Here is a 17,115-nt window from a genome sequence, read left to right as displayed (position 1 = left end):
CGCACTGATGAATCCGGGAAGCGTAACCAGTCCGCCTCCCTGACTGAAGCCGGAAAACTCCAGCCTCCGCTGGCCCAATGTCTGGGAGCAGTTCAAAACCGCCGAGGCTCTAATCGCTGCTGGATGAAAGTTCAGTGGCAGGTCAATAGCACCACGATTTGCGGCCACTCTCAGGCTGCGGGCGCTAAAAACTCTGGTTGGAATTGTACCGGGATCAAATTTCAAGGTCGAGTGAAGTTGGTACGGGGAGGAAAAACGTGTAGGATAAATCGCTATCATAGGCTGCAGCGTCTGTGAACGGATCGGTTTCATGTCGATCTGATCCAGTAGCGGTTACAGTTTCCAGTCATCGCCCGTTTCCTGATCTGTCCGACCATTCACCTCGATCAACATCTTATTCCATGGGCGCGGTCTTGACTGCAAAAGCGGCTTGTCCCCAGCTTTGCGCTAGCGCAAGGCAGTCCTGCCAGCCGACGACAGATCCCGTCGTCGATATGCTCCGCAGCGATGCAGCGGCCGTGGCGTGGGCAAGGCGAAGGCAATCGGCAATGTCCCAGCCTTCGTGTATCCCGTACAAAAGGCCGGCCGCAAAGGCATCGCCCGCGCCATTTGCTCCCTTGATTTCATCGGCCGGAATGGCAACAGGCGGCACGATAACGGTGTCCTCACCGCGCAGCACGGCCAGGGCGAAGGCCGGGCAGTGGACGGCGACCATTCTCATGGCGCCGCGCTCCAGCACCGCCCGCGCCGCCCGTTCGCACGCCGCCCTGTCCGTTGTTGCCGCCGACACGGTCTCGACGCCTGCAATTGCGCCGATCTCGGCATCGTTGACGACAAGGTAATCGAGATGCGGCAGGCAGGGCGCCACAAGCGCTGCCATGCGCCGGCTGTCGATGCTGGCAAGTTCCAGATTGGTCTGAAGTCCGGCCGCGCGCGCCTTTTTCAGCACCGCCACCCAGCCGTTCGGCTCGTCTCGCCACGGACTGTCCAGCGTCTTGTGGACGCCGGGCAGCCCCAGATGCAGGAAGCGCATGCGAGTGGTCGAAAAATCGAAATGGTCTGGCGTCAGGGAGGCACCCGTGCCGGCATGAAAGATATGAGTGCGTCGGTGCGAGCTGCGCGACACATAGGCATCACAGTATTGTGTGGCACCGGTCGGCAAGACAGCCATCTGGCGGGTGTCGATGCCGGCCTCCTGCGCGACGCCCAAAAGGTAGCGCCCGTTGTCATCGTCCCCGACGAGGCCTACGGTCTCGACCGGGATCGACGGATCGAGGCGCTTCAGGTCAAGCGCCAGGTTGCAACTCGGGCCCCCGCCATGGCGCTCTTCCTCGAACAGTTCGGCAATGCCGTCCTCCTCGGGCCAATGGCTGATGCTGCGGTTGTAATCGACGCACCAGGTTCCGCCGGTCAAGAATCCGCGCCGTGCCTGTGTCATCTGGTCTGCTCCGGCTTCAGGACAGCTTCGGTCACCTCATTGTCGGCATCCAGCCTGCGATTGGGTGTGATACCCGCCTTGGCAAGCGCATCGTGATAGGCCTTGACGGCTTCTGAGGGCGAGATCGTGCCGGAAACCACTTCGCGCATGAAGCGCACCATGGCGAGCGGGTCTTCGGCAAGGTTGATCTTGCGTCCAAACAAGGCCACCCGCGCTCCGAAACGCTCCGCCTGCGACAGAAGTTCGAAGCAATCGCGCGTGGTGCCGGCGCCGCCGCCCAGCACGCCGACGATCACCGATGGATCGTAGGATGCCAGTTCCTCCATGGCCTTGGCGCCGTTGAAGGGAATTTTCAGGAACTGCGGTCGATCGGCCTTCATCACGCCGGCCAGGCAGCGCATCATGACGTCGTTGACGTAATGCGGCAGCATGTCTGCCGGCACGCCGCTGTCGACGTTCGGATTGAACACTTCGAGGAAATACTTGAAGCCGTTGCGGGCGGCATCCTCGCGGAAGGCATGGAAGGCTTCGAGGGCTGCGTAATCCTGCGTCAGGTCATTGTTGAAAGTGATCGAGTAGAGGCCAAGGTCGGTGCCGGTCATCGGAGCGCCGGGCGCGGGATCGATTGTTCCGGTCTTGACGCGCGACAGCGAGGCGGTGCGAAACGGCCGCGACGCCTGTTTGGCGTAGGTGGCACCACGGCATACCCAGACATCGGTCGTATCATTGGCGCGGATGGCGGGCTTGACCGCACTGTCGCGATAGGCGCCGCTGTCGATCAAGGCTTCCATGTTGGAGGCCGAGGTCAGCATGATATCGACGATATCCTGGCGAATGACGGCGCGGATGTTGTCGAGAAATTCCGGCCGCGTGTAATGGCGCGCAAAACTGCCGTCCTTTTCGCGCTTCGGGCCGCAGGAGGTCATGCTCGGCCCCATGTCGCCATCCTTGGCATCGGCAATGATGAAATCCGAGCGGGTATACTGGCCAGCGCGGATGCGGGAAAGTTTCTGGTCGAGACGATACATGGATGAGGCTCCGTTCGTGGGGGTGCGCGGTCCGCAGCGGCAGACGGCGCTTCAGGCCGTGGCTGCGCCGGTCATGATGGCGACGACATCGTTCATGGAATGGGTCTTCGGGGTGACGACGGCAGCCCGCCGGCCAAGACGCATGATGTGGATGCGATCGGCGATGTCGAAAACGTTGGGCATGTTGTGGCTGATGAGGACGACGGCGAGGCCGCGCTCGCGGATGGAGCGGATCAGTTCCAGCACCTGCCCGGTTTCGCGCACGCCAAGGGCTGCCGTCGGCTCGTCCATGATGACCAGCTTGCGGGCAAAGAGGGCAGCGCGTGCAACGGCCACCCCCTGCCTCTGGCCGCCGGACAGAGCTTCCACCGGGTTGTCGATGGAGGGAAGGCGGAACTTCAGCTCGCTCATGGCGCGCCTGGCTTCCTCGCGCATGCGCTTCTTGTCGAGCCGGCGAAAAACCTGGCCCAAAATACCGGGTGCCCGCAGTTCGCGGCCGAGAAACAGGTTGGAGGCAATATCGAGCGCCGGCGCCATGGCGAGGTCTTGGTAGACCGTTTCGATGCCGGCATGGCGGGCATCGAGCGGCCCCTTGAAGTTCACCGGCCTGCCGTCGAGCAGGATCTCGCCACTGGTCGGGTGCAGCGCGCCGGTCAGCGCCTTGATCAGCGTGCTCTTTCCCGCGCCATTGTCACCGACCACGGCCAGGATCTCGCCGGCGCGCAGCTCGAAATCGACGCCGGCAAGTGCTGTGACATGGCCATAGGTCTTGGTGACGTTGCGGGCTTCCAGCACGATGGGCGCTGATGTGGTAGCCATTGACTGGGAATTGTTTACGTCCGACATCAGTTCCTCCTCCGGGACATCTGGTCGAGCGCCACGGCAATGATGACGAGAATGCCGGTGACGAGGTCCTGCCAGAGCGGGTCGATGCCGGCGAGTGTCAGTCCGTTTCGCAACACGCCGACGATGAGGGCGCCGATCAGCGTGCCGATGAGGCCGCCGCGGCCGCCGAACAGGCTGGTGCCGCCGATGACCACGGCCGTGATGGAATCCAGGTTGGCGGTCTGCATGGCGTTGGGATCGGCATTGGGGATGCGGCCGAGCGCCAGCCAGGCGCCGATCCCGTAGATGAGACCGGCGGCGAGATAGACCGACAGGAGATGCCGGCGCACCGGAATGCCGACGAGACGGGCCGCCTCCGGGCTGTTGCCGATGGCATAGACGTGGCGGCCCCACTTGGTCTCGTTGAGCAGGTACCAGACGATAGCGTAGAGGGCGACCATGATCAGGACGCCATAGGTTAAAACGAAGCCGCCAAGCTTCAGCGTGTTGCCGGTCCAGGCGAGGAAGGGATCGCGCACTGCAAAGGCGCCGCCGGCGGAAATCAGCCGCAGGGCGGCCGTCAGAATGCCGAGGATGCCGAGCGTGACGATGAAGGGCGGAAGCCTCAGCGCACTGATCAGGCCTCCGGCGGAAAGCCCGGCCGCGGTGCAGACCAGAATGGCAAAGCCCATGGAAAGCACCGGATCATAGCCGAGATTTACCATCTTGCCGGCAATGATGGTGCCGAGCACGCAGATGGCACCGACCGCAAGATCAATGCCCGCCGTCAGGATGACAAGCGTCTGGCCGATAGCGAGCACGCCGATGATGACGGTCTGCTGCAGGATGATCGACAGATTGTGGGTGGCAAGGAAGCGCGGATTGGTGAGCGCGAAGATCAGGCCGAACGCCAGGAGGACAAGGAAGGGCCCTGCCGACGGCGTGCCGAGGATGCGCGCCTTCAAGCTCGCTTTCGGCTCGGGGGAAGAGGGAATGACGGTGCTCATGGATACCTCGTGCTGGGAGATGCCGCACGCCGCTTTGCCACGATCGGCGGCACGGCGGGCAACCGGGGGCGGGCGGCGCCCCTCCGGCAGGGATCACGATCCGTGCCGGTCTTTCCCGCCGGATCGGAGCAGCGGGAAAGGGCGGCAGCAGCGAAACGTGATCCCGCCGGGAGGAAGCGGATCAGTCGCCCCAGCAGTTCTTGAGGCCCCAGGCGGTGTCCTTGGATTCCAGCCCCTGGACCGGCTTGTCGGTGATGAGGAAGGAGCCGGTGTTGACGAAGCCACTCGGCTTTTTGCCGGTCGCTGCATATTCCACCACGGCATCGACACCCATCGAGGCCATCTTGTAAGGGAACTGCATGACGGTGGCGGCGATCTTGCCATCCTTGACATCCCGCACGCCGGCGCAGCCGCCGTCGATCGAGGTCAGCATGACGTCCTTTTCCTTGCCGAAGGATTTAAGCGCGGCAAAGGCGCCGGCCGCGGCCGGCTCGTTGATCGTGTAGACGGCGTTGATGTCGCCATTCTTGGAAAGAAGGTTTTCCATGCCCACCTGGCCCTTGTCCTGCGCCCCGTTGGTGATGGCGGCACCGGCAATCGAGGGGTCGCCGGCCTTGATGCCGAAGCCCTTCAGATAGCCGTCGTGGCGGAACGTATCGACTGTGCCGCCCGGCGTTCCGTCCAGCATGGCCACCACGGCCTTCTTGTCACCCATGGCCTTGCGGGCATAGGTGCCCTGCTGGACGCCAGCCTCGAAATTGTCCGTCGCAAAGGTCGCATCCACGGCATCGGCGGGATCGGTTGCCGTATCAAGCGCGATCACCAGAACGCCGGCAGCGCGGGCCTTCTTGATGACGCCAAGCATGCCGGACGAATTGTTCGGCGTGACGAGAATTCCCTTGGCGCCGGCGCTGATCAGATCCTCGATCGCAGCCACCTGGCCCTCATTGTCGCCGTCGAACTTGCCGGCGCGGGCGATGAGCTTGACCTTCTTTTCCTTGGCGCGAGCCTCGGCCGCCTGGCGCATCTTGGCAAAGAAGGGATTGACCTCGGTCTTGGTGACGAGGCCGACAATGACATCCTCGGCGGCGGCCTGTCCGGCGCCGAACGAGGCGCCGATGACGAGCCCAAGGGCGGCAACGCCAAGCTTGAGCCCGTGGGCGCGCACGGGGGTGCGACTGCAATTCTGCGACATGAATTCCTCCCAAAGTTCCAAAATGCCGCCGAGCCTCCCAGCTTCGATACGGCCTGCCTCTCCTCAAAGGCTGAGGGGATTAGGACACCGGATAGGTCTATTGTCAAACACGAAAAGCAGACTTTTGTATATTTTCTTGCAAAAAAGGAGTCGGAAGCGCAGGCAGTGCGCGCAGAGCATGCAGGGCGTCGTGCACTGTGTCCTGACGCGCGAGCGCCTGATAGATGCCATAGCCTGCCTCATAGAGTTCGACAGCCGGCAGCCGCGGCAAAATCCGTGCGATCTGGCGCGCGCCAAATCGGTTGGCCCCTTCGGCATAGGTGGAAACGGTTCCGGCAGCAACCGCGCCGTGGATCGCTGCTCCGACGGCCGTGGCATGTTCCATCTGCGGAACGTCGATGGGCCGATTGAGCACGTCGGCGAGGATCTGGATGAGGTGCGGATTGGCGCGGGCGAGGCCGCTTGCCATCAGCACGCGCTCGGGCACAAGGCCGTTTTGGCGGATAAGATCAAACACCGCACGCGCCCCAAAGCAGAGCGCCTCCATCAGGCTGAGATAGATTTCGGCCGATGTCGTCTGACGCGTCAGGCCGGCGAGGAGGCCGCTGAGATTGCCATCGGCAAACGGCACGCGGTTGCCGCCCCACCAGTCGAGCGCTACGAGCCGCCCGGCCATGGGCGCAAGCTTTGCGGCTTCGGCATTGTAGACCCGGAAGCTCTCCTCCAAGCTCTCCCCGCGCGAAAAGGTTCTGGCGAACCAGGCCAGCGTGTCACCGAAACTCGGCTGACCCGCCTCATAGCACCAGAGATCGCGCACCGAACCATCGAAGGCCATCCCCTCGATGCCAGGCGGAAGCGGCCGCTCGACATCCGACAGATAGAGATAGGCGGCCGATGTGCCCAAGGCTCCGACGAAACAGCCGGACGACACCGCACCAATGGCCGGCAGGACGACATGCCCATCAATCACGGCAACGGCCACGCTGGCGGAGCCCAGAATGCCCGTCTGCTCCCGCCATGCGGCCGACAGGCCACCCGCAGGGGAGCCAACGGGCAAAGGCTGCGAGAGGCGGCTTGCCAGACCCGGCACCGAACCCTCAGGATAGCCGAGGCCCGGTGCATACTGCGCCTTGTAGGCGGCAAAGCCAAGGCTGCGCCGCTCGCTGCCCGTCAATTGCCAGACCAGCCAGTCACCACTTTCGATAAAGCGGTCGGTCCGCGCCCAGAGATCCGGCGCTTCGGCGGCCATTTGGGCCGCCTTGGCCAGAAGCCATTCGCCGGATACCTTGCCGCCGAAATTTGCCAGTGACGGTCCATGGGAGGCGGTAATAGCGTCGGCATAGGCTTGGGCATTGTGCTTCCACAGTTTCACATAGCTGTGGGCTGCCTCGGGGTGAAGGCACGACAGCGGCGTGCCGTCGGCGCGGGCGGGAAGCGGTGAACTGGCCGTAAATCCGACCCCGATCCCCTCCACCACGCGGCCGCGCCCTATGGCCGACAGGATAGCGCGTGCCGCCTCCAGGTAATCATCCGCCACTTGAAGCGCAAAGCCGGCCGGCAGCGGACGACCATCGGGCAGCGCATACGTCAGGATGCCATGACGATAGGCATGGACGTGATCGGCGACCTGGACGCCTGTCGCCACATCCACCAGCACGCCACGCGCCTGTTCGGAACCGAAATCCAGTCCTATGAGATAGGTTGCCATGATGCCTCCCGCAAACAGCGCAAAGGGTACAGGCAAGCACGTCAAGTGCAATAGGTTATGTATTTTTCTTTACATAAGATGTGAATTTGTCGCGCAGTGCTTTATCTTCGCCGGGGTTCGCGCTACAGCCTGTCCGTGAGGGGAGATCGGGATGAAAATGCACGAAGGTCGGCGTGGTCTGCCGTCGCTCGACGGGGCAGGGGCCATTCTGTCACTGATCGCGTCACAGAGCGCCGCCTCGCGCGCGGAGCTGCTCAAGGCCTCGGGCCTTTCGCGGGTGACGGTGACGCAGAGGCTGGCGGCCTTGCTGGCGCACGGCCTCGTGCGCGAAACGGAGGAGACGCTGCGCAGCGGCGGGCGCCCGACACGCATTCTCGAGATCAATCCCGCAAGCGGCTTCGTGCTGGTGGCCAATATCGGCGAAACCCATATCCACCTCGCAGCCATGGACCTGTCACCGGCCATCTTTGCCCAGGCAACCGTGCCTTTTGCGCTTCCGGCCGGCCCGGAGGCAACGCTGGAGGCGATCGCCAGCGCCTTTCAGGCCCTGGCGGCAGAAGCGGGCAGCGCACGCGGGCTCCTGTTCGGCATCAGCCTCAGCCTACCGACCCCGGTGGATTTCAAGCGTGGTCGTGTCGCTGGCCCCTCCGTTCTGCAGGGCTGGGACGATTTCGATATCATCGGCTGGCTCGGTGCGCGCTTCGGGGTTCCGGTCTTCGTCGAAAATGACGTGAACCTCATGACGGTGTTCGAGCAGAAGCACCGGCTGCCAGCCGAGGACGACATGCTGTTCGTCAAGGTGGGCACGGGGATCGGCAGCGGCATGATTGCCGGCGGACGCCTCTTTCGCGGCGCCCAGGGGGCGGCCGGCGATATCGGTCATATCCAGTTTGTGTCCAACGACGCTCCGCTGTGCCGTTGCGGCAAGTTCGGCTGCGTGGAGGCCCGCGCCGCGGGCTGGGCAATTGCCCGCGACCTGACGCAGCGCGGCATCCCCACCGAAACAGCCCGCGATGTCATCGATCTCGTCGAGCAGCGCAAGCCTGAGGCGCTGATGCTGGTGCGAGAGGCTGGCCGAATCATCGGCGAAGTCATTGCCGATGCCGTCAGCATTCTCAATCCGGGCGTGATCGTTATCGGCGGAACCCTGGCGCGGGCGGGAGAAACCCTGCTGTCAGGCATCCGAGAACTGGTTTACCAACGCTGTCTTCCCCTTGCCACGCGCGAACTCACAATTACACTTTCCTCAGTCCATGAGGACACGGCGCTTTTTGGCGCAGCCTATCTGCTGCTGGATGATCTCTATGCGCCGGCCAAGGTCCATCAACTGCTTGCACGGGCATCAAGCTTAGAGCAGAAGCAGCGAAGGCCAAAATCCAGAGGCTGACCTCCCGTCAAGCGCCTCAATGCCTCCGAGCCTGATTGCCACCTTCAGCTAATCCTTTGAGTGGACCCATGCTGTGGACGCATGGCCGACCTGAGACCTTGTGCCTTATCGCCCGTTGGCCGAAAGCCTATATTCCAATCATCGAAACGACGTTGGAACCAAGGCAAGGTTGCTGGCGTCAAGAGACCTCACGAAAGGGGATCATCATGAACGTAGCACGCTCTTTCAACAACTGGCGCAAGTACCGTCAGACCATTACCGAACTCGGCCGCATGAGCTCGCGCGAACTGCAGGACCTGGGTATCGATCGCGCTGACATCTACAACGTTGCGCGCCAGTCGGTCGCTCGCTAAGCGGCCTTTTCCTGCCCATACTGATGACACTACGCCCGCCGAAGACGCGGGCGTTTCTGTATCTGGCCTGCCCCGAAGCGCTGAATGAAAGATTTCTCTCCTCTGGAAAACGGCCTTGCGTTTTGTGCATGGCTGCAGTGCGGCAAAGTCCATTTAATGTGCGCTGAGATTTGGTATCTTGTTTTCACCGAAGCGATGCACCTCCTCCCGCATAGCTTCGACCTCGGACGGCCCACTCCTCCTCCCATGGGGCGTCTGTCAGAACATCGGCACTCCTCCTCCCGGCCGCTGTTCAATGATTTCGGAAAGCCTGCCGCACCTCCTCCCGCGGCGGGCTTTTTCGTTTTCAGGGCCGTCGCATCAAAGGCCAAGAACCAGCTGCGGTGTCTGCTCACTCTCGTCGGTGTTCAGCGATGACAAAGTGATCCCCAGCAGCCGCACGGGCCGTTTGAACGGGAATACCGAGGCGATCAGGATCTCAGCAATCTCCAGCACCATGTCGATATCCGCGACGGGGCCAGAGAGTGTTTTGCTGCGCGTCGCCTGGCTGAAATCCGAATATTTGATTTTGACCGTCACGGTCTTCCCCGTGATGTCGTGCGCCGCGCAATACCTCCAGACTTTCTCGGCCAATGGCCGCAGTTCGGCTTTGGCGAGATCGAGATCATCGATATCGTCGACAAACGTGTCTTCGGCGCCAACGGACTTGCGGATCCGGTCGGGCCTGACCTGCCGCTCGTCTATGCCGCGCGCGATGCCGTAGAAATACGGACCAGACTTTCCAAAATGCTGCTGAAGGAAGGCAAGCGACTTCGATTTCAGATCAAGCCCGGTCTCGATGCCATGCCGTTTCATCCGCTCAGCTGTAGCCGGTCCCAACCCATGGAATTTCTTGACGGGGAGGGCCTCAACAAAGCCCGGGCCGTTCTTCGGCGTGATGACCGCCTGGCCGTTCGGCTTGTTCAGGTCGCTCGCCATCTTGGCCAGGGATTTGTTGTAGGAAATACCGGCCGATGCGTTGAGGCCAGTGACGGCCTTGATCTTCGCTCTGATCTCCAATGCAATCTCGGTTGCGATCTCCATGGCCTTCAGGTTCTCGGTCACATCGAGATAAGCCTCGTCGAGTGAAAGCGGCTCGATCAGCGGTGTATAGTCCGCAAAGATCTCCCGGATCTGCTGCGATACCTGCCGATAAACCTCGAAGCGCGGGGGCACGAAAATCAGATCAGGGCATTTGCGCTTCGCCGTCACCGACGGCATAGCCGAATGCACGCCGAAGGCTCGCGCCTCATAGCTTGCCGCCGCCACGACACCGCGTGCGGCGGATCCGCCGACGGCCAGTGGTCGTCCGCGCAAGTCGGGATTGTCGCGCTGCTCGACCGAGGCATAAAAGGCATCCATATCGACATGGATGATTTTGCGCATAGGTGCGCTATCCATCGGTTCGGCTCACGAAGTGGCGCGGCCAAGTCGGCGCGTCGCGTTGGGGCGCTTGGTCGTGTTGGTAGCGGCGGTGGCCGATGATCACAGCAACAGACCTTCATCATCTGCAGTGCCCTTTGGCTGGGGCGGCACGATCACCAGCATATTGGCAGCAAGGGGGCGTTGCAGATGCCGGGCCTCGTCCCAAGGGGCGGTCAGCCAGATATCGACTTCCTCCGGCGTCGTGAGAATGGCCGGCATAACCTTTTCATGGATGGGGCGAGACGATCTCGTTCGGCGACGTGGTCAGAAACCCGAACAGTTCGTATTCCTGCTCGCCGTCCCTGACTTTGCGTACCCCCTTCCATGGCGTCCAGAAGCCCGCAAAGAACATCAGCGGCCGGTCTTCATTGCCGGCAAACCAGGCATTCGGCACACGTCCGCCTTCCACCTTGCTCGCCGGATCAGGCTCTGTAAAGGAGGCGAACGGCACGACGCATCGGCTTGTGGTTCCAAGCCAGCGACGCCAATGCGGGGAACCTACATTGCGGATATTGGTGACGCCGGGATCGTAGTTCTTCAGATAGGGTGGTGGCGACGGCATGCCCCAGGTGGCGCGAGCAATCTCTCGGTTTCCGTCGTCACCCACCCGGACAACGGGTGCCTGATAGCCTGGATAGACATCGAAGCTCGCTTCGTTCCAGCCAGCGCGATCTCTAAAAGCTTTCGTGAACTGCAGAACCGCGTCACGGGTGGTGGTCACATTGTAGAGATTGCACATTCGATCCCCTCCCTATTTCCACATGGCCCGCATCCGTGCGCCGACATCCATGCGGATCTGCTGGGCGCTGCGCTCAGATGCAACTGCCGAGACCTTCGGCCAGGTCGTCGTCTCGAAGAATTGCAGCAGCGTTGCCGGAATGAACCGCGTCCTTGCTGCATAAATGTGCCGATCCCCTTGAGCGTTCTGCCCGTGGGTAAAAAAACGCTGCGGGGTTATCAACGAAAGACTGTCTCGGGCGCGGGTCATGGCGACATAGAGCAGCCGGCGCTCTTCCTCGAGTTCCTGTGTCGTGCCGGTTCCAAGATCTGAGGGCATGCAGCCGTCGACGACGTTGAGTATGAAGACCGCGCGCCATTCCTGCCCCTTGGCCGAATGAATGGTCGACAGGATCAGATAGTCCTCATCGAGTAGCGGCACGCCGGCTGCGCCCTTGCCCTGTCGCGCCGGTTTTCCGTTCCGGCAACGACGTTCCGCCAGACCCTCTTCCAGGGAAATAGGCGAGGGGACTGAAACGCCACGCCACGATGAGGAGAAACGAGAACGTCTCCCTCCAGGTCGTGATCGAGATCTGCGAGGATGCGAAGAAGCGTGCTTTTGCCGCATCCGCTCGCGCCGAGAAGTGCAACGAACTCGCCGCGGCGTATTTCCAAGTCAAGGTTGGCGATGACCGTCCGGTCCCCGAAGCGACGAGTAAGACCTTTGACCTTCACTGCCACAGCTGTTCGGGCGTCCGCCATCCTATTCCCCTTCAAAGCCCTGACGCCAAGCCAGCAGGACTCTTTCCAGAAGTCTCACAATCAGATCGGCGCTCAGCCCCAGAAGCGCGTAGATCAAGAGGCACAGAATGATGATATCGACGCGATAGACCTCGCGGGCGTGCGTAATTAAATAGCCGACGCCGCCCTGAGCATTGACGGTTTCGGCGAACACCAGCGCAAGCCAGGCAGAGCCGAGGGCGTAGCGTAGGCCGACGAGTAGACCAGGGAGAGCACCCGGCAATACAACCTCAAAAATCATGGCCGTGCGGCTGAATTGGAGTGTCTTTGCAGCCTCGATAAGGTTGCGATCGACATTCCGGATCCCCGCAAAGGTGTTGACGTAAAGTGGAAAGCAGACCGCGAAGGCTACGAGGGTGATCTTCGGCGTCTCGTCGATGCCAAGCCAGATGATGAGAAGCGGAACCAGGCCCGCCCATGGCAAGGTCCTCATCATTTGCATCGGAGCATCGACCAGATCTTCACCGATGCGAAGCAGGCCGGATATCAATGCAAGACCCACGCCCGTCACAAATCCAAATCCAAACCCGATCGATGCACGCTTAAGCGATAGCCGCAATGCCTCACCAAGATCGCCTGACGTATAGAGCTCCTGCAAAGCGCTCCATAGAGCGGCTGGCCCGGGAAGAAAGTCTTCCGATATCGCGCCTGTGGTTGTGGTGTACCACCATAAGAGGGCAAGGAAGACGGGTCCCAGGCCCTTTCGGGCTCCCCACGGGATGACCAAGGATTTGCCACGCCCCGGCACGATACGCTGGAGGCTGTAGGCTTCCACTAGCTCCGGTCGCGCGGACATGGACGTCGTGCGCACCGGCAATTGTGTCGCGGTCGATGCCATTAGTTTGTCTTCGCCAGCTTTTTGTTTTCGCTGTAGACGATGACATCGAAGTCCTTGGCGACGATATCCTTCACGTCAAATTCCTTGCGGAACTGGCCGCCCTTGTAGAAAAACGAGACCTCTTTCTGCCAGCCAGCAACCGCTTCACCCGTCGTCGCAGGGATGAATGCTACCGAGGAGCGACTCGCTTGCAGCTCGGCTGCATCCAGGGAAATCTGCGAGAGTTTCGCCACCTGTTCAGACCACTCCTTGGGATGATTGTTGACCCAGGCCTGTGCCCGGATGATGCGCCGCGTCAGGTCTTCGAGTGCTGCACGCTTGAGAGGGTCCGTATAACCTGATGTTGGAGCGTAGAGGACGCTCGGCGTATCGACCACTTTCGCCAAGTTCTGAAGGATCACAGCGCCGTGCTGCTTCTGAGCGATGGCGGTATTGGGGTCCCAGACCACAAACGCATCGACCTGACCATTGACCAAGGCAGAGAGGCCGTCGGTTGTGTTGAGGTTCAGAATGAGATTTTTGTCCCAGGCAAGGCCAGCGTCATCGAGAGCTTTGGCAAACTGGTAGTGCTGCTTGGTGAAATGCGGCAAAGCGACTTTCTTGCCCTTCAAGTCCGCGACAGTCTTCAGCGGCGAGTCAGCCCGCACCAAAATCGCACTTCCGCCCTCCTTGCGCTCCACCAAACCCGCAAGGATCGTGATCTTGGCACCATTGGCGATTGCGGTGAGAACACCAGTATCGCCGCCGGCGGCAATATCGACGTGGCCGGCGCGCAGCGCTTCGACCAGAGGCGGAGTGGAGTCGAAGTCGGCCCATTCGATTTTATAGGGTGTGCCGTTCGCTTCCCCGGATGCCAAGAGTTGGCGATGGAGCCCGGTTTTGTTCGGCGTCCCAACCGTTACGGTGACGCCGGAGAGATCGGGAGCGCCCTGCGCCCAAGAAGCGCCCGCAAGGCCTAGCGTCAAAAAAAGTCCACTCGCGAGTTTGAAAATGGTTTTGGAAAAAGCGTTCGATGCCATTGCGGATAAGCCCCTGAATAGTCGGATCGTCGAGGACAAACCGTACGCCCATCGCTGCGGTTAAATAAGGAATTATAATCTATAGACTAAGTAGACTTCTGAAGAGTTTTCCGCCCAGAGATGCGAGCATGGATTCCCATTCATTCATTCCGCGCACTGGCGGGCGACGGTTGGATTAACGTTCGAATTTGATCCACCTTTGCGTTTCGTCATAATTCACGCTCAGGCAGAAGTATGGGAAGCTTCGTCACGACCTCGCACACGTCGGTTTCTTCGGATTCGCCAAGCCAATCAATCCCCGGCAGTTGTCGGGCGGAATGGCGCAGGATGCCGCCATCGCGATCGTCACCCACTATGTCGAAGAGGCGTTCACCTGGGCGACCGGCATCGGTTTGCCCTGCCGATCTGATGAAGCGCTGCTTGGCCATTTTGATATAAGCGGCCAACAGAGTTTTGGGCCAAGACCTTCAATCTTTTTTTGCCGCTTTACTCTGACTTCGCTGACGCTTCATGTCTTCGACAAGGCCGGGGGCCGAGGCACGCATCGACGGTTCTGCGCGGCGACCAGTGTCGCAGAAGGTGCGAGAAGCCTGCGGAGCACCAAGGCTCCACAGGCTTGTAACGCTTAACCGTGCGCCTGTCGGCGTTCCAGCTGTGCAACGAGGCGATCACCGATCCACTGGATGCCGCAGACCAGGATGATCAGCACGATCACAACTGCGATCATGACACCGGTTTCAAAACGCTGATAGCCGTAGCGGATCGCAAGATCACCCAGCCCGCCTGCGCCAATCGCACCGGCCATGGCAGACGCCCCGATCAGAGTTACGAGCGTGACGGTGAAGCCGGCGACGATGCCCGGCAGAGCCTCCGGGATGAGGACCTCGCTGATGATTGTCCAGCGATTGCCGCCCATGGCGCGAACAGCCTCGATCAGCCCTTTGTCCACTTCCCGGAGCGACACCTCGGCAATGCGGGCATAATAGGGTGTTGCGGCAATTGCGAGCGGCACGATCGCGGCCCAGGTGCCAAGTGCAGTGCCGACGATGAAGCGCGTCACCGGAATAAGCGCGACCAGCAGGATGATGAAGGGGACGGAGCGGAAGGCGTTGATGACGGCCCCGAGCAATCTGTTGACCCACAGATTTTCCGCAAGGCCGCCCTTCGCGGTGGCAACTAGCGCCAGACCGAGAGGAAGGCCGGCCAAAAGTGATATGAGACCGGAAGCCACTGTCATCAGCAGAGTTTCCCAGATGGCGCCGATCAACAGCTCGATCATGATGTCAGACATGGCCCAGAACCTCCAGGTGAGCGCCGGCAGCGTCAAGTTTTGCGCGCAGACGTTCAACGACCGCCTGCTGCTCTGCCGGAATGGTGATGAAGAAGCGCGCAACCGGTTCGCCTTGGATATGGTCAAGGGCGCCCTGCACAAGCGAGCCGCCATGGGCCAATGTTTCGGACAGGTCTGCAAAGAACTGCTGCTGTCCGTAGGGGCCGAGCAGATCGATGCTCGCCACAATGCTGTTGCCAGAAGAGCCGAGCCGCGACTGCAGGTGTTCCGGCAGATGGGGCCTGTTGCCGGACAGGAGGCTTTTGGTGATCTCCTGCCGGGGGGCTGCGAAGACAGACCGCACATCGCCTTCCTCGACGATTTGCCCGGCATTGATCACCGCCACACGGTCGGCAATCGTTCGCACCACGTCCATTTCATGGGTGATCAGAACGATGGTGAGGCCAAGCTTGCGGTTGATCTCCTTCAAGAGAGCAAGGATGGACCGGGTCGTCTCCGGATCAAGCGCCGAGGTTGCCTCGTCGGAAAGCAGCAGCGCAGGGCGCGCCGCAAGCGCACGGGCAATGCCGACGCGTTGCTTCTGCCCGCCAGACAATTGCGCCGGATAGGCTTTAGCCTTGTCGGACAAGCCCACCAGATCCAGAAGTTCACGCGCACGCGCAAGACGTTCCGCCTTGGGCGAGCCTTCGATCTTCAGGGGAAGCGCAACATTTGCCTCCACCGTCTTGCTCGAAAGCAGGTTGAAGTGCTGGAAGATCATGCCGATGCGACGGCGAAGCGGCTGCAGTTGTCGCTCGGCCAGGTGGTCAATCCGTGTTCCCTCAATAATGATTTCGCCGCTATCGGGGCGTTCCAGTCCGTTCAGGCAACGGATGAGTGTGGATTTGCCCGCGCCGCTGCGTCCGATGATGCCAAGGATCTCCCCCTTGCGAACGGTGAGCGAAATTCCATCCAGCGCGACGGTCTGGTTGAAGCGGCGCCGCACATCGGCCAGCCGCACCACCTCATCGAGGCCAAGTGCTTGGGACTGAGTGATGTCCACGGCAGAATGGCTGTTCATGACCATTTTCTCCAAATAGCGAAAGGCGGCGGGTATTGCCCGCCGCCGCAAAAGAATCAATCTCTGTCAGGCCTCAGTAGGCGATCAGGCCGGTGCCCTTGTAGACCTTCTCGAAGACGGCCTTCACGGCGTCATTCTGGTAGGACGATACGAGCGTCTTCACCCATTCCTCGTTTTCACTACCCTGCTTGACGGCAATGAAGTTGCGGTAGGGGTTGTCCTTGATCGGCTCCTGCGCGATACGCTGTGCCGGGCTGAGACCTGCCTTCAGTGCCCAGTCCGTGTTGACGACGGCGGCATCCAGATCATCGATGGCGCGGCCAACGACGCCGGCGTCCAGTTCCTTGATCTTGAGGCCCTTGGGGTTCTCGGTGATGTCGGCAATCGTCGCCAGGATGCCCGTGCCGTCCTTCAGCTTGATCAGGCCTTCGTTCTGCAGCACGCGCAGTGCGCGGCCTTCGTTGGACGGGTCGTTCGGTACGCCAACCTGAGCGCCCTTCGGAAGGTCGGCTAGGCCTTTGTGCTTCTTCGAGTACAGGCCGATCGGCCAGACGCCGGTGTAGCCGACAGAAACAATGTGATAACCATGCTGCTTTATCTGGTTGTCGAGGTAAGGCTTGTGCTGGAAGGCATTGGCGTCGATATCGCCGCGTTCCAGGGCCTCGTTGGGCTGGGTGTAGTCGTTGAAGACAACGGTCTTGATGGTGAGGCCCTTCTTCGCGGCCTCGGCCGTTACGGCCCGCCAGACGTCTTCGTCTTCACCGCTGATGATGCCGACCTTGATGGTCTTGTCGGCGGCATGGGCAGCTGGAACGCTGAGGCCTGCAATCGCACCTGCAATCATGGCGGCGAGGCTTGCACGACGGGTCCAGGAGAAGGTGTTTCCGATTTTCTTGCTCATTGTGTGTCCCTAGCGAGTTAGCTTGCGGAAGCGTTCATTGCGACTTCCGTCACGTTCAGAGCATCGCAGGATCACGGTCCGGT

The 17,115-nt window shown here is 61.2% G+C and carries 16 protein-coding genes and 3 pseudogenes; 2 read left to right on the top strand and 17 right to left on the bottom strand.

The window, feature by feature from the left end; genetic code table 11:
- From J2858_RS20575 to J2858_RS20545, 7 genes and pseudogenes are all read right to left on the bottom strand, one after another.
- A pseudogene (locus J2858_RS20575) lies at positions 1-312 on the bottom strand (hypothetical protein); the annotation flags it as partial.
- Between the two features lie 82 nt (positions 313-394).
- Entirely contained in the window at positions 395-1,438 is a 1,044-nt protein-coding gene (locus J2858_RS20570; protein ID WP_210106726.1) for a carbohydrate kinase family protein, read from the bottom strand.
- Positions 1,435-2,466 carry a hypothetical protein gene (locus J2858_RS20565; protein ID WP_210106725.1) on the bottom strand — a complete coding sequence of 344 codons (1,032 nt, stop codon included), beginning with the start codon at positions 2,464-2,466 and terminating at the stop codon, positions 1,435-1,437. The genes J2858_RS20570 and J2858_RS20565 overlap by 4 nt, the downstream gene beginning before the upstream one ends.
- A 51-nt stretch (positions 2,467-2,517) precedes the next feature.
- A complete protein-coding gene (locus J2858_RS20560) occupies positions 2,518-3,285 on the bottom strand; it encodes an ATP-binding cassette domain-containing protein (RefSeq protein ID WP_210106740.1) in 768 nt (255 codons plus the stop codon).
- A 26-nt stretch (positions 3,286-3,311) separates the two neighbouring features.
- A complete protein-coding gene (locus tag J2858_RS20555; protein ID WP_210106724.1) occupies positions 3,312-4,298 on the bottom strand; it encodes an ABC transporter permease in 987 nt (328 codons plus the stop codon).
- 181 nt (positions 4,299-4,479) lie between these two features.
- Positions 4,480-5,493: a substrate-binding domain-containing protein gene (locus J2858_RS20550; protein ID WP_210106723.1), complete on the bottom strand. Its 1,014-nt coding sequence runs from the start codon at positions 5,491-5,493 to the stop codon at positions 4,480-4,482.
- 103 nt (positions 5,494-5,596) lie between these two features.
- Entirely contained in the window at positions 5,597-7,201 is a 1,605-nt protein-coding gene (locus tag J2858_RS20545; protein WP_245366837.1) for an FGGY-family carbohydrate kinase, read from the bottom strand.
- Positions 7,202-7,352: 151 nt separating this feature from the next.
- Here J2858_RS20545 and J2858_RS20540 point away from each other — a divergent pair, with 151 nt between their 5' ends.
- Together J2858_RS20540 and J2858_RS20535 are read left to right on the top strand one after the other, a co-directional pair.
- Positions 7,353-8,588, top strand: a complete 1,236-nt coding sequence (locus tag J2858_RS20540) for an ROK family transcriptional regulator (RefSeq protein WP_210106722.1) — start codon at positions 7,353-7,355, stop codon at positions 8,586-8,588.
- Between the two features lie 206 nt (positions 8,589-8,794).
- Positions 8,795-8,941, top strand: coding sequence for a DUF1127 domain-containing protein (locus tag J2858_RS20535; RefSeq protein WP_210106721.1), 147 nt, complete (start codon positions 8,795-8,797; stop codon positions 8,939-8,941).
- A gap of 360 nt (positions 8,942-9,301) precedes the next feature.
- Here J2858_RS20535 and dinB read toward each other — a convergent pair whose 3' ends face one another.
- The 10 genes and pseudogenes from dinB to J2858_RS20485 all read right to left on the bottom strand — a co-directional run bounded on the left by dinB (position 9,302) and on the right by J2858_RS20485 (position 17,032).
- Positions 9,302-10,381: a DNA polymerase IV gene (gene dinB, locus J2858_RS20530; protein ID WP_210106720.1), complete on the bottom strand. Its 1,080-nt coding sequence runs from the start codon at positions 10,379-10,381 to the stop codon at positions 9,302-9,304.
- An 84-nt stretch (positions 10,382-10,465) separates the two neighbouring features.
- A pseudogene (locus J2858_RS20525) lies at positions 10,466-11,144 on the bottom strand (SOS response-associated peptidase).
- Between the two features lie 12 nt (positions 11,145-11,156).
- Positions 11,157-11,570 (bottom strand): annotated as a pseudogene (locus tag J2858_RS20520) (3'-5' exonuclease); the annotation flags it as partial.
- Complete coding sequence (locus J2858_RS20515) at positions 11,537-11,884, bottom strand: ATP-binding cassette domain-containing protein (RefSeq protein ID WP_348635514.1); 348 nt, start codon at positions 11,882-11,884, stop codon at positions 11,537-11,539. The pseudogene J2858_RS20520 and the gene J2858_RS20515, both read right to left, overlap by 34 nt.
- Before the next feature lies 1 nt (position 11,885).
- On the bottom strand, positions 11,886-12,761 hold the full coding sequence (locus J2858_RS20510) for an ABC transporter permease (RefSeq protein ID WP_210106719.1): 876 nt from the start codon (positions 12,759-12,761) through the stop codon (positions 11,886-11,888).
- On the bottom strand, positions 12,761-13,780 hold the full coding sequence (locus tag J2858_RS20505; RefSeq protein WP_210106718.1) for an ABC transporter substrate-binding protein: 1,020 nt from the start codon (positions 13,778-13,780) through the stop codon (positions 12,761-12,763). Before J2858_RS20505 ends, J2858_RS20510 begins: the two co-directional genes overlap by 1 nt.
- 209 nt (positions 13,781-13,989) lie before the next feature.
- On the bottom strand, positions 13,990-14,226 hold the full coding sequence (locus J2858_RS20500) for a hypothetical protein (protein ID WP_210106717.1): 237 nt from the start codon (positions 14,224-14,226) through the stop codon (positions 13,990-13,992).
- Between the two features lie 179 nt (positions 14,227-14,405).
- Positions 14,406-15,071, bottom strand: a complete 666-nt coding sequence (locus tag J2858_RS20495) for a methionine ABC transporter permease (RefSeq protein ID WP_210106716.1) — start codon at positions 15,069-15,071, stop codon at positions 14,406-14,408.
- Positions 15,064-16,131, bottom strand: a complete 1,068-nt coding sequence (locus tag J2858_RS20490) for a methionine ABC transporter ATP-binding protein (protein ID WP_245366830.1) — start codon at positions 16,129-16,131, stop codon at positions 15,064-15,066. Before J2858_RS20490 ends, J2858_RS20495 begins: the two co-directional genes overlap by 8 nt.
- Before the next feature lie 73 nt (positions 16,132-16,204).
- Complete coding sequence (locus J2858_RS20485; protein WP_210106715.1) at positions 16,205-17,032, bottom strand: MetQ/NlpA family lipoprotein; 828 nt, start codon at positions 17,030-17,032, stop codon at positions 16,205-16,207.
- Positions 17,033-17,115: the final 83 nt, after the last annotated feature.

It is taken from the genome of Neorhizobium galegae (genome assembly GCF_017877135.1).
GTDB classification, from domain to species: domain Bacteria; phylum Pseudomonadota; class Alphaproteobacteria; order Rhizobiales; family Rhizobiaceae; genus Neorhizobium; species Neorhizobium galegae_A.
This window is presented reverse-complemented; position numbering and strand designations above follow the sequence as displayed.